Source organism: Gordonia alkanivorans NBRC 16433 (assembly GCF_000225505.1).
GTDB classification, from domain to species: Bacteria; Actinomycetota; Actinomycetes; order Mycobacteriales; family Mycobacteriaceae; genus Gordonia; species Gordonia alkanivorans.
This window is the reverse complement of record NZ_BACI01000091.1, coordinates 1-11,640: the sequence shown is the minus strand read 5'-3', so window position 1 is coordinate 11,640 and position 11,640 is coordinate 1. Positions and strand designations below refer to the sequence as shown.

The 11,640-nt window shown below is 66.6% G+C and carries 12 protein-coding genes; 4 read left to right on the top strand and 8 right to left on the bottom strand.

Going from position 1 to position 11,640, the window contains the following annotated elements:
• A partial coding sequence (locus tag GOALK_RS15800; protein WP_006359834.1) for a DEAD/DEAH box helicase family protein occupies positions 1 to 1,070 on the bottom strand: 1,070 nt, incomplete at its 3' end.
• A 148-nt stretch (positions 1,071 to 1,218) separates the two neighbouring features.
• Here GOALK_RS15800 and GOALK_RS15795 point away from each other — a divergent pair.
• Positions 1,219 to 1,803 carry a ribonuclease FAU-1 family protein gene (locus GOALK_RS15795; protein WP_040004263.1) on the top strand — a complete coding sequence of 195 codons (585 nt, stop codon included), beginning with the start codon at positions 1,219 to 1,221 and terminating at the stop codon, positions 1,801 to 1,803.
• Positions 1,804 to 1,849: 46 nt separating this feature from the next.
• On the opposite strand, the gene GOALK_RS15790 is transcribed toward GOALK_RS15795, so the two are convergent.
• The 5 genes from GOALK_RS15790 to rpsA form a co-directional block, all read right to left on the bottom strand.
• The gene (locus GOALK_RS15790; RefSeq protein WP_040004262.1) at positions 1,850 to 2,320 is read right to left on the bottom strand and encodes a hypothetical protein; all 471 of its coding nucleotides are present in this window, start codon (positions 2,318 to 2,320) and stop codon (positions 1,850 to 1,852) included.
• Between the two features lie 130 nt (positions 2,321 to 2,450).
• Complete coding sequence (gene coaE / locus GOALK_RS15785; protein WP_006359831.1) at positions 2,451 to 3,347, bottom strand: dephospho-CoA kinase; 897 nt, start codon at positions 3,345 to 3,347, stop codon at positions 2,451 to 2,453.
• Between the two features lie 63 nt (positions 3,348 to 3,410).
• Positions 3,411 to 4,640 carry a zinc metallochaperone AztD gene (aztD, locus tag GOALK_RS15780; protein WP_006359830.1) on the bottom strand — a complete coding sequence of 410 codons (1,230 nt, stop codon included), beginning with the start codon at positions 4,638 to 4,640 and terminating at the stop codon, positions 3,411 to 3,413.
• A 67-nt stretch (positions 4,641 to 4,707) separates the two neighbouring features.
• Positions 4,708 to 5,457 carry a TetR/AcrR family transcriptional regulator gene (locus GOALK_RS15775; RefSeq protein ID WP_006359829.1) on the bottom strand — a complete coding sequence of 250 codons (750 nt, stop codon included), beginning with the start codon at positions 5,455 to 5,457 and terminating at the stop codon, positions 4,708 to 4,710.
• Between the two features lie 150 nt (positions 5,458 to 5,607).
• A complete protein-coding gene (gene rpsA / locus GOALK_RS15770; RefSeq protein ID WP_006359828.1) occupies positions 5,608 to 7,077 on the bottom strand; it encodes a 30S ribosomal protein S1 in 1,470 nt (489 codons plus the stop codon).
• Between the two features lie 522 nt (positions 7,078 to 7,599).
• Here rpsA and GOALK_RS15765 point away from each other — a divergent pair.
• The 3 genes from GOALK_RS15765 to GOALK_RS15755 all read left to right on the top strand — a co-directional run bounded on the left by GOALK_RS15765 (position 7,600) and on the right by GOALK_RS15755 (position 10,285).
• Positions 7,600 to 8,175: a 2'-5' RNA ligase family protein gene (locus GOALK_RS15765; RefSeq protein ID WP_006359827.1), complete on the top strand. Its 576-nt coding sequence runs from the start codon at positions 7,600 to 7,602 to the stop codon at positions 8,173 to 8,175.
• A gap of 75 nt (positions 8,176 to 8,250) precedes the next feature.
• Positions 8,251 to 9,384: a class I SAM-dependent methyltransferase gene (locus GOALK_RS15760; RefSeq protein WP_006359826.1), complete on the top strand. Its 1,134-nt coding sequence runs from the start codon at positions 8,251 to 8,253 to the stop codon at positions 9,382 to 9,384.
• Positions 9,385 to 9,418: 34 nt separating this feature from the next.
• Positions 9,419 to 10,285 (top strand): class I SAM-dependent methyltransferase, encoded by an 867-nt coding sequence (locus tag GOALK_RS15755; protein ID WP_006359825.1) that lies wholly within the window; start codon positions 9,419 to 9,421, stop codon positions 10,283 to 10,285.
• 19 nt (positions 10,286 to 10,304) lie between these two features.
• Here GOALK_RS15755 and GOALK_RS15750 read toward each other — a convergent pair whose 3' ends face one another.
• Positions 10,305 to 11,078, bottom strand: a complete 774-nt coding sequence (locus GOALK_RS15750; protein ID WP_006359824.1) for an amino acid ABC transporter ATP-binding protein — start codon at positions 11,076 to 11,078, stop codon at positions 10,305 to 10,307.
• The coding region (locus GOALK_RS15745) for an amino acid ABC transporter permease (protein ID WP_006359823.1) at positions 11,075 to 11,640 on the bottom strand (566 nt) is incomplete at its 5' end. The genes GOALK_RS15750 and GOALK_RS15745, both read right to left, overlap by 4 nt.

The following is an 11,640-nucleotide window of genomic DNA, read 5'->3' as shown; positions in this document are numbered from 1 at the left end:
AGGAGGAAGTCCTCCGGGAAGTAGTCGATCAGCGTCGCCGGTGCACTCCCGGCCGAACGGCCGTCGATGTGGCGCGAGTAGTTCTCGATCCCCGAGCAGAATCCGACCTGCCGCATCATCTCGAGGTCGTAGGTGGTCCGCATCCGCAGGCGCTGCGCCTCGAGCAGCTTGCCCTTGCCCTCGAGTTCGGCGAGGCGTTCCTCGAGTTCCTTCTCGATCGACGCCATCGCCCGTTCCATCCGCTCCGGCCCCGCCACGTAGTGGGTGGCGGGAAAGATGCGCAGCGAGGCGACCTGACGGACCACGTCGCCGGTGAGCGGATGCAGGTAGTAGAGCGATTCGACCTCGTCGCCGAAGAACTCGATGCGCACCGCGAGTTCCTCGTAGGACGGGATGATCTCGACGGTGTCACCGCGGACGCGGAAGGACCCGCGGGTGAATGCTGTGTCGTTGCGGGTGTACTGCACGTCGACGAGCAGCCTCAGCAGGGCGTCGCGATCGATCTCCTGCCCCACCTCGAGCTCGACCGAGCGATCGAGGTACGACTGCGGCGTACCGAGGCCGTAGATGCAGGACACCGACGCCACCACCACGACGTCGCGACGGGAGAGCAGACTCGAGGTCGCCGAATGGCGGAGTCGTTCGACGTCGTCGTTGATCGACGAGTCCTTCTCGATGTAGGTGTCGGTCTGCGCGATGTACGCCTCGGGTTGGTAGTAGTCGTAATACGAGACGAAGTACTCGACGGCGTTGTTGGGCAGCATCTCGCGGAGTTCGTTCGCCAGCTGCGCGGCGAGCGTCTTGTTGGGTGCCATCACCAGCGTCGGGCGCTGCACCTGCTCGATGAGCCAGGCAGTCGTCGCCGACTTACCGGTACCGGTGGCACCGAGGAGCACGATGTCCTTCTCCCCCGCCCGGATCCGTGCGGTCAGATCCTTGATCGCGGCGGGCTGGTCACCGGCGGGCTCGTACTCGCTGACCACCTCCAAGCGGGCTTCGGTGCGCTCGATCTCGCCGATCGGACGGAACTCGGAGTGCGCGAGCACCGGGCGTTCTGCTGCAAAAGCCATAGTGCCAGGGTAAACGCGCACTACGACACGAGTGTTCCCGCGCGGTCTGCGGCCCGCCGCCCGACCATGCGCGGCAGACGTCCCGCACATCGGGAACATCTCCGATGTTCACCCAGAGATCGGGTGCCGGCCGAACTACATTCGGGGGATGACGAGCAACAGCGGTCCCGTGACGACCGCGCCGGCCGCACCCCACTCGATGCACCCGCCCAAGCGGGAGGTCTTCGATGTGCCCGCGATGACGAACACCGACAACAAGGGATTCGTCCGGGAGGTCGAGGAATACCGAGTCACCGACTACGGCCTCTACATGTCGCGCCCCGCGCCCGGGCATCCGAGGTTCGACCATCTCGAATCATGGCTTCTCCCCTCATTGGGGTTGCGCGCCAACATTTTCCACTACCAGGGCGGCTTTCGGGCGAATCAGCGCCTCTACCTCGACATCGGGCGGTTCTCCGGCCCCGACGAGCGCGGCCGGTGGTACGCCGAGGACTGGTATCTCGACCTCGTCGACGTTCCGGGATCACCGCTGGAACTCATCGACGTCGACGAGGTCTTCGAAGCGCACCGGTGCGGACTCCTCGACAGCGACCAGTGCGTGCAGGCCGTCGAGATCGCGACCCGCGCGCTCGTCGGGGCAGCCGCGCACGGCAACGACGTACAGGCCTGGCTCGACGACGCGGTCGGCGGCGTGGTGTTCTTCCGAGACCACCGCCCCGATCACGGGTGGTGACCCGGCACGACCGCGCGCCGATGTGCCGGCCGGCCCGACGTCGGACTCAATAGGTGGGCAGCACGAAGCACGCACCGTTCCGGATGAACTGCGGCAGTTGCACTCCCGTGCCCACGTTGACGGTCCGCGTCTTGACCACCCCATCGAGGTTCGCGGCGAGCACGTAGCGTCCGGGGGCGGACGGTCGCCAGGTCGGCGTGACCTCGACAGCGGTGGGCTTGGCGTTGTGGATCGTCACGGTGCGGCCCGCCCGGGTGGACGTGACCTTGAGTGTCGACTTGGCCGACTTCGGATCGCCGACGATCACGGACAACTTGTAGGCGCATCCCGCACCGTAGAGGCCGTAATTCGACGAGCCGTTCGCCGAGGAGCCGTAACCGGGCAGCGTGTCGACGGCGATCCCCTGCAGGGCCGCGTTCGCCGGGGCGGCACTCACCGCGGCGGCCGTGAGTGCCGCCCCGACGGCGATACCGCCGACGACCGCACGCACGCGTTTCGAACTACCAGGACCCCACATATGTGCTCTTCGCAACGCTTTGCCGACTTGGTGGTCCGCACCGGCATCGGTGCGTCGTCGCAACCCTAACAGCGCGGAGCACACGATGTGGCCAATTCAGGCAACATTCGTAGTCAGTTTGTCGAGCCCCTCAGGCGATCTCGATCCGCACGGTCGCGGGTCGCCCAGGATCGCAGGAACCGTGAACGCCGGGGCCGACGGGCGCGAACCCACCGTCGGCGAGGAGGTCGACGAGTTCTGCGGACGCGGTCTCGTCGCGGGCGGCGATCCGCAGCTCGACGTTTGCCGGATCGGTGATCTCGACGGCGGCCGCGCGCTCACCCGCGATCGCCCACAGCCGGTTGACCAGACGTGTCGCGGGACCATCCGGATTCGGTTCCGCGGCAACGAGTTCGGGGACCGGATCGGCGACCCGACGCGCCCGGACGTTGGCCTCGAACGGTACGAGCCGATCGTCCCAGACCCGCGCGGCGGCAGCGGCGAGGTCATCGGCCGATCCGGAGTTGTCGAGCCAGACGTCGGCGACCGCACGGCGCTGCTCGTCGGTGGCCTGCGCCGCGATTCGAGCACGCGCGTCTGCTTCGTCGACCCCGCGCATCGTCGTGAGGCGATGCAGTCGGACGTCGGCGTCGGCGAACACGATCACCACGAGGTGGAAGAACGGCGCGGTGTGGTTCTCCACCAGCAGCGGGATGTCCTGGACGACGACGGCGTCGTCCGGCGCCGCCGCGAGCAGTTCCTGGGTGCGCGCGCCGATCAACGGGTGGGTGATCCCGTTGAGCGCCTTCCGCGACCCCTCGTCGACGAAGGCCTTGGCCGCGAGCGCCGGACGGTCGAGGCTGCCGTCGGCGGCGAGGATGTCCGAGCCGAAGGCCTCGACGAGCGCGGCGAGGCCCGCCGAGCCGGGTTCGACCACCTCGCGGGCGATCTTGTCGGCGTCGATGATGTATGCACCTCGTTCGACGAAGGTCTTTGCCACTGTCGATTTGCCGGCGCCGATGCCACCGGTCAGTCCAAGCCTGATCACGTCACCAGTCTGGCAAACAGGCTCCTGCCCGGTGCACACCGGCGCCCCGTGTGTCGCGTCGCTTCAGCCGGTGACCGCGACGAGTTCGACGGTCTCGCGCGGCAGGGTGGACTCGGCGACCTTCTCACCCGACTCCAGATCGATCGCGACGATCTTCCTCGACACCGGTTCACTGACGTACGCGATGCGTTCCTGCACCACGACATTCGGCATCGGCGACTGCCATTCGTCGGGTTCGGTCCACTCTCCGATCGCCGGGATTCGGGCGGTGCGGTTGCCGGATCGCGCATCGAAGACGTGCAGCGCGCCGTCGGTCCCGAGGATCACCGCAGAGCCGCCGGGGCCACGTTCGAGCGACCGGAAGCTGTAGGAGGTCCCGAGATCGACCAGCCGGAGGTCGCCGGTTCGGGTGTCGGTGAGCGAGAAGCGCGTCGGCCGTTCGAGGTCGGCGTCCTCGTCACTCTTGTAATCCCCCAGCACGACCGGGGACCCGTGATCACCGGCCTGGTTGCCGATGCGACCGTAGGGATCTGGGCTGGTCACCTTCCGGATGTCGTTGCCGTCGACGATGAGGATGCCGTTCTCACAGCCGAAGGTCAGGCGGCCGTCGGACGCGGCGGCCTCGCCGTGGACGCCGGGACACTCGTCATTGCGGGCGATCTCGTTCCGCTGCTTGTCCAGGATCGCAATGCCGCTCCGCGATTCCTCGTCGCCGCGTGTGACGACAACCGAACCGTCGCCGCGGAACACCGCCACACCGTGATGGGGTTGCGGGACGGTGAACGTGGTGGCCACCGGATTGCCGCGGAGCAGTTCGGCGGGTTCGACGATGTCGACCTGTCCGGTGCCGTCGCTGAACAGGCTGATGCGTGAGTCGTGGACCACGACATGCCCGGGTTCCGCTCCACCGAAACGCATCTCGGTGAGCGAGGGCTTGGTCGTGTAGTGATGCCCGTGGTCGCCGTGCGCCTTCGTCCAGGTCCCGGCGTCGAGGACCCGGAACCCGTCGGCCTCGGAGACGAAGACGTGCCGCCCGTTGCCCGCACTGTTCAGCCGGACGAATCCGTCGAGGGGAAGGTCGGCGACCTGATCGAGCGTCTTCGCGTCGAGCACGAGGATTCCGCCGTCGTAGCTGAGTGCGAGTCGTGGTGTCGCGCTTTGCTGTTCCGCGGGTCCGCGCGACGATTCGGCGGGCGGGGTCGCCTGCTCGGGGTCGCCGCACGCGACGAGCGCGATGGAGGAGGCAGCGAGCAGCGCGAGGGAACGGGTCAGAGTTGTCCGTGGTGATAGCACTCGGACAGTCAACCGTCTAATGAAAATGATTGTCAACAACGCATGGTTGTCGAGCTCGCGGGTGAGTTCAGACGTCCCCGATGAGCGGCACCAACCCGTCGAGCAGTCGCGTCAGGCCGAAATCGAACACCTCGTCAGGGGACCCTGGCGCCTGATGATGTTCGCCTGCAACGGTTCCCACGCGATCCGCGAGAGGGAACCCGCCTTTGGGGATCACCGCGTCGAGCTCGGGTGCGACGACCTCCCACCACTCGACGTCGGTCATGCCGCTGTCGGTCACCGCGGCGTCGGCAGCCAGGGCCTCCCGGGCGTTGCCGGTCACGAAGGCGGACAGGAGACCGAGGATGTGGTCACGGTCGAGGTCCGAGATGTCAAGCGGCTCGAGCAATTCGAGCTGCCGTTCGTAGCGGGCTAGACGACGCGGACCGAGAACCTGCCGCCACGGATTGGCGTCGATCAACCAGGGATGCGCCAGGTACTCCGCGCGCAGATGACGTGCGACCTGCGCGAGCGACTCCCGGACCGTCGATCCCGGCTCCGGCACCGGGTCGCCGGCGACATGGTCCACCATGAGCGCGACCAGGACGTCTCGGGTGGGCACGTAGGTGTAGAGAGTCATCGGACCGACGCCGAGCTCGGCGGCGAGTGCCCGCATCGACACCGCGGTCAGTCCACGCTCGTCGGCGAGGGTGACCGCCTTGCCGACGATCTCGTCGACGGTGACCCGTTGTCGCGGACCGCGTCTGGGTGTCTCCGGCTCCCCACGTCCACGCCATAGCAGCCGAACGAGGGTTCGGGCATCATCAGCGGTCGACACGTTGCACCCTTTCCGTACAGCGTACGAGATCAATACCGTACCCACGGGATCGCGGCTGATGTGGCAGGGACACGAAAAGCCCTCCCGGGCAGTTTCCCGGGAGGGCTTTTCGTGTGTGCTCAGTGCAGATCTACTGCGGGAGCAGAGCTATCAGGCGTTGCCCGAGAGCTTCTCGCGCAGAGCGGCGAGCTGCTCGTCGCTGGCCAGCGAACCACCGGTGGACGAAGCACCACTGGTGTTCGCCGAGCCACCACGGCTCTCCGAAGCCGACGAGTAGTCGGTCGGGGCGTTGGCGGCCTCGGCTGCGGCAGCGGCGAACTTCTCCATCTGGGCGGTGTGCATCTTGTGGCGACGCTCGGCCTCGGCGTACCGGGCCTCCCATGCCTCACGCTGCTTCTCGAAGCCTTCGAGCCATTCGTTGGTCTCGGCGTCGAAGCCCTCGGGGAAGATGTAGTTGCCCTGCTCGTCGTAGCTGTCGGCCATACCGTACTTCGAGGGGTCGAACTCCTCGGTGTAGTCCTCGTTGGCCTGCTTGAGGCTCAGCGAGATACGACGACGCTCGAGGTCGATGTCGATGACCTTGACCATCGCATCGTCGTTGACGGCGACAACCTGATCCGGCACCTCGACGTGGCGCTCGGCCAGCTCGGAGATGTGGACCAGGCCCTCGATGCCCTCGTCGACGCGGACGAACGCACCGAACGGCACCAGCTTGGTGACCTTGCCCGGGACGATCTGACCGATCGCATGGGTACGGGCGAACTGACGCCACGGGTCTTCCTGAGTGGCCTTGAGCGACAGCGAAACACGCTCGCGGTCCAGATCGACGTCGAGGACCTCGACGGTGACCTCGTCGCCCACGGCGACGACCTCGGACGGGTGATCGATGTGCTTCCAGGACAGCTCGGAGACGTGGACCAGACCGTCGACGCCGCCGAGATCGACGAACGCACCGAAGTTGACGATCGAGGACACGACGCCCTTGCGGACCTGGCCCTTCTGCAGCTGGTGCAGGAACTCGCTGCGGACCTCGGACTGGGTCTGCTCGAGCCACGCGCGACGCGACAGGACCACGTTGTTGCGGTTCTTGTCGAGCTCGATGATCTTGGCCTCGATCTCCTTGCCGATGTACGGCTGGAGGTCGCGGACGCGACGCATCTCCACGAGCGATGCCGGGAGGAAGCCGCGCAGGCCGATGTCCAGGATCAGGCCGCCCTTGACGACCTCGATGACGGTGCCCTTGACGGCCTCGTCCTTCTCCTTGAGCTCCTCGATGGTGCCCCAAGCCCGCTCGTACTGCGCACGCTTCTTGGAGAGGATCAGACGGCCTTCTTTGTCCTCTTTGGTGAGGACCAGGGCCTCGACCTCGTCACCGACGTTGACGACCTCGTTGGGGTCAACATCGTGCTTGATCGACAGTTCGCGAGAGGGAATGACGCCTTCGGTCTTGTAACCGATGTCGAGCAGAACCTCGTCCCGATCGACCTTGACGATGGTTCCTTCCACGATGTCACCATCGTTGAAGTACTTGATCGTGGAGTCGATGGCGGCGAGAAAGTCCTCGGCAGTGCCAATGTCATTGATGGCTACTTGCGGCGAGGTGATCGTGGGGGACGACATATGTTGAGTTGCTCCGGACAGGTGTGTAGTAGGTACAGTTCTGGACGTAATGCGCGGCACAAAACCCCTGATCAGAAGCATTTCGACCGGGGCGTGTGCCTGTCGCGCGTCATCAAGCGCACGCGCGTTCTCAAAGCCTACTCCAGCGGCATTGTGCTGGGCAAATGCCCTTGAGACGGCCCTCCGAGAGTCCCCTGCGTTGCCCCTCCGCCGTGCCGCGGCGCGCTTCGCGATCCACGACCGCAGCGATTCGACGGCGTCGTCCCGGTCGCCGGCCGACAGCCTGTCGGTGGCCGGCACGGCCGCCGTGGATCTACCCGTTCGGACGACTCGCCCACTTCATCGAATGAACCCAGGGAAACCGTGCGGTGAAACTGGAAGAAATCACTGTAAGCCTGAACTGCGCAAACGAAGCGACAGCCGAAAGCACCACCGACGCGGAGGGCAGACTCGTCATTCACCTGTTGGCGATCGTGGGCTGAACCACCGGGTGCTGCACGCGTACTCTGGTTGACTGCATCCGTGGCACATTCGATCGAGTTGTTACCCGACAACGACACCGACGCCTGGGTGCGGCGCCGCTGGTCAGCGCTCGCCGACGTCGGTCTTCCCAGTGCGCAGCGCGTGCGGTCGGACACCAACCGTCCGCACGTCACCCTGTTGGCGGCGCGCCACATCGCGTCCGCCGCCGACGCCGCCCTCGGTCCCGCCGGCCAACGTCTACCGATGAAGTGCATCATCGGGGCGCCCGTCGTGTTCGGTCACGGCTCCCGTCACACCCTTGCACTGCTCGTCGTACCCAGCACCGAGTTGCTGTCGCTCCACGCCCAGGTGGCCCGCACGGTTCGCGGCCACACCGTCGACCCTGACGACACCGAGGCGGGCGCGGAGAATCCGAGCACCTTCGCGCACGTCGATCCCGGCGCCTGGACCCCGCACATCACCCTCGCCCGGCGCCTGACGTCCGCGCAGGTCGGCGAAGCGCTCGTCGCGCTCGAATCGCTCGGCAAACCGGATCGGATGTGCACCTTCACCGCGTTGCGACGCTGGGACCCCGATGCCCGGACCGAACACGTTGTGGCCGGACGGGCGTGCTGAGCTGCACCGGAGCTGTGAGTCGAGTCGAAACCGCTCCGTGACCGGCTCGAGAGCCAACGCTGCCATCGTCACACCATGACGATCACATCCGACAGCACCGAGCCACCCGGTCAGAGTTCGACCAACACGTCCGCCGCATCCACTGCACCGAGCGCCGACGAGTTCGCCGAGCGATTCCTCGACTCCACACTGGCCACCGCAGAGACCATGAGCGTCTATCTCGGGGAGCGACTCGGCTGGTACCGGTGTCTCGTCGATCACGGTCCGCTGACCGCCGACGACCTCGCTTCCCGCACGTCCACCGATGCACGGTACGCCCGGGAATGGCTCGAGATGCAGGCGGCCTTCGGCATTCTCGACGCCGATCTGTCCAGCAAAGCAACGACATTCGGTATCCCACCCGGCGTCGCCGAGGTCCTGACCGACACCTCCAGCCGGTCCTACCTCGGCGCGCTCCCCCGGATGTTCGCCGCCTCGTTCGGCCGGCTGTCCGAACTACTCGACGCCTACCGCACCGGCGGTGGTGTCAGCTGGGAACAGCTCGGGGCCGACGCGCGCGAATGCCAGGCCGCACTCAACAAGCCGTGGTTCGACGCCGATCTCGCACCCGCTCTCGTCGCCATCGACCATCTCCATCAGCGACTGTCCCGACCGGGCGCGAAGATCGCCGACATCGGTTTCGGCGCCGGGCATTCGACGATCGCCCTCGCCCACGCCTACCCGGAGGCGACATTCGTCGGTCTCGACGTCGACGCCGCATCGGTGCAGATGGCGCGGGACAACGCCGAGGCCGAGGGTCTCGGCGACCGGGTGCAGTTCCATCTCGCCGGCGGAGAAGAGGCCGTGGCACACGGACCGTTCGACGCCGCCTTCGCCTTCGAATGCCTCCACGACATGCCGCGGCCCGTCGAGGTTCTCGCCGCGACGCGGCAGGCCCTCGCACCCGGGGCGCCGATGATCGTCATGGACGAAGCGGTATCCGATGAATTCTCGGGCCCGGCAGACGAACTCGACAAACTCATGTACGGGTTCTCACTGTTCGTGTGTCTGCCCGACTCGATGAGTTCGCCGCCCTCGGTCGCCACCGGCACGGTGATGCGACCCGCCACCCTACGGTCCTACGCCGAGCAAGCCGGTTTCCGGAGCGTCGAGGTGCTGCCGATCGAGGACTTCGCCTTCTTCCGGTTCTACGAGCTCCGCACCGGCTGAAGAGTCGGCCGACGCCGGGCAATATCATCACTAGATGCCCACGAAGGACGACGACCGCGAGAACTCGGAGACCACCGAGCAGGAGCCCTCTGTGCGGCCTCCACGCGTCCTGGGCGACGTCGACTCCGCGACGAGTGACCGGGCGAGTCGCTGGTGGTGGGACCACGACGCGGAGAACTACCACGACGAACACGGCGACTTCCTCGGCACGTACACCGGAGGCGGCGACTTTGTCTGGTGCCCAGAGGGCGTCCGCGAATCCGAGGCCGGACTCCTCGGCGAGATCGAGGATCGCACGATCCTTGAAATCGGTTGCGGCTCAGCGCCCTGCGCCCGCTGGCTCGCTGCTCACGGTGCACACGCCGTCGGTGTCGACCTGTCCCGGCGCATGCTCGGGATCGGTCTCGACGCCATGGAGGCCGACGAGGTGCGCGTGCCGCTGATCCAGGCGACCGCGGAGACCCTGCCCTTCGCCGACGAGTCCTTCGACACCGTGTGCTCGGCGTTCGGCGCGATCCCCTTCGTCGCGGACTCCGCCGGCGTCATGGCCGAGGTTGCTCGTGTCCTGAAGCCCGGCGGCCGTTGGGTTTTCGCGGTCAACCATCCGATGCGCTGGATGTTCCTCGATGATCCGGGACCCGAGGGCCTGACCGTACGAATCCCCTACTTCAACCGCACGCCTTACACCGAAACCGACCCGAGCGGGCAGATCACCTACGTCGAGCACCACCGCACCATCGGCGACCGGGTCCGCGAGCTACGTGCCGCCGGGTTCATCCTCGACGACATCATCGAACCCGAGTGGCCCGACGACCACGACCGTGAGTGGGGCCAGTGGAGCCCTTTCCGCGGACGCTACTTCCCCGGCACCGCGATCTTCTGCAGCCACAAGCCCGAGTAGCCGCGGGTACGCCCGGCTCTCAGAGCAACTTCGACAGGAACTCCCGTGTCCGCTTCTCCTGCGGGTTGGCGAGGAGTTCGCGTGGGTCGCCCTTCTCCACGACGACGCCACCGTCCATGAAGACCAACTGGTCGGCGACCTCGCGCGCGAAGCCCATCTCGTGGGTCACGACCATCATGGTCATGCCGGATGCGGCGAGTTCGCGCATCACCTTGAGGACGTCGCCGACGAGTTCGGGATCGAGTGCCGACGTCGGCTCGTCGAACAGCATGAGCTTCGGATCCATCGCGAGGGCGCGCGCGATGGCGACGCGCTGCTGCTGACCGCCGGACAGCTGCGCCGGGTAGGCATCGGCCCGGTCGGACAGGCCGACCCGCTCGAGCAGGTACTCGGCACGTTCGACGGCGGCGGCCCGCTGCTGCTTCTTCACCTGGATGGGCGCCTCGATCACGTTCTCGAGAGCGGTGCGGTGCGGGAACAGATTGAAGTGCTGGAACACCATGCCGATGTCACGGCGTTGCGTCGCAGCGTCTTTGGCACTCATCTCGTAGAGCTTGCCGTTGCGTTCGCGGTAGCCGATGAGGTCGCCGTCGACGTAGAGGCGGCCGGCGTTGACCACGTCGAGGTGGTTGACGCACCGGAGGAACGTCGACTTACCCGAACCGGACGGGCCGATGAGGCAGGTCACCTCGCCTCGCGCGACCTCGAGCGAGATCCCTTTGAGGACCGGGACCGATCCGAAGCTCTTGCACACCCGGTCGGCGAGGACCATCGGCGTCTCGGCGGAACTCATGCGTTCTCTCCCCCGGTCGTGCGGCCGGCTCCCGGTCCGTCCGGGATGTCGTCGGCCGCGGCGGTCTGTCCGTCGGCCATCGCCTTGAGCTGGCGTGCGGTCAACGCCCTGGTGGCGCCCCGCGAGTAATGACGCTCCACGTAGTACTGGCCGACCATCAGGATGCTGGTGACGGCGAGGTACCAGGTCGAGGCGACGAGCAGCAGCGGGATCGGTTCGAAGTTGACGCCCGAGATGTCGCGCACGCGACCGTAGAGATCGAGGGTCAGCGGCACCGCCGCCACCAGACTCGTCGTCTTGAGCATGGAGATCAGCTCGTTGCCGGTGGGCGGGATGATCACCCGCATCGCCTGCGGCAGCACGGTGCGACGCATGGTCTGCGACCACGACATGCCCAGAGCGATCGACGCCTCGGACTGACCCTCACCGACCGACGACACGCCTGCGCGCACGATCTCGGCCATGTAGGCGGCCTCGTTGAGCCCGAGGCCGATGACCGCGAACAGGAATGCGGCATTGAGGGTTTGGATGTCGAAGGACGCGAACTGGTGGACGAACGGAA

What these genes read in the sequence shown, in the direction of transcription:
- GOALK_RS15795 (WP_040004263.1), top strand. Translation starts at nt 1,219, where the DNA reads ATGACGAGCAACAGCGGTCCCGTGACGACCGCGCCGGCCGCACCCCAC.
- GOALK_RS15790 (WP_040004262.1), bottom strand. Translation starts at nt 2,320, where the DNA reads ATGTGGGGTCCTGGTAGTTCGAAACGCGTGCGTGCGGTCGTCGGCGGT.
- rpsA (WP_006359828.1), bottom strand. Translation starts at nt 7,077, where the DNA reads ATGTCGTCCCCCACGATCACCTCGCCGCAAGTAGCCATCAATGACATT.
- GOALK_RS15760 (WP_006359826.1), top strand. Translation starts at nt 8,251, where the DNA reads ATGACGATCACATCCGACAGCACCGAGCCACCCGGTCAGAGTTCGACC.
- GOALK_RS15755 (WP_006359825.1), top strand. Translation starts at nt 9,419, where the DNA reads ATGCCCACGAAGGACGACGACCGCGAGAACTCGGAGACCACCGAGCAG.
- GOALK_RS15750 (WP_006359824.1), bottom strand. Translation starts at nt 11,078, where the DNA reads ATGAGTTCCGCCGAGACGCCGATGGTCCTCGCCGACCGGGTGTGCAAG.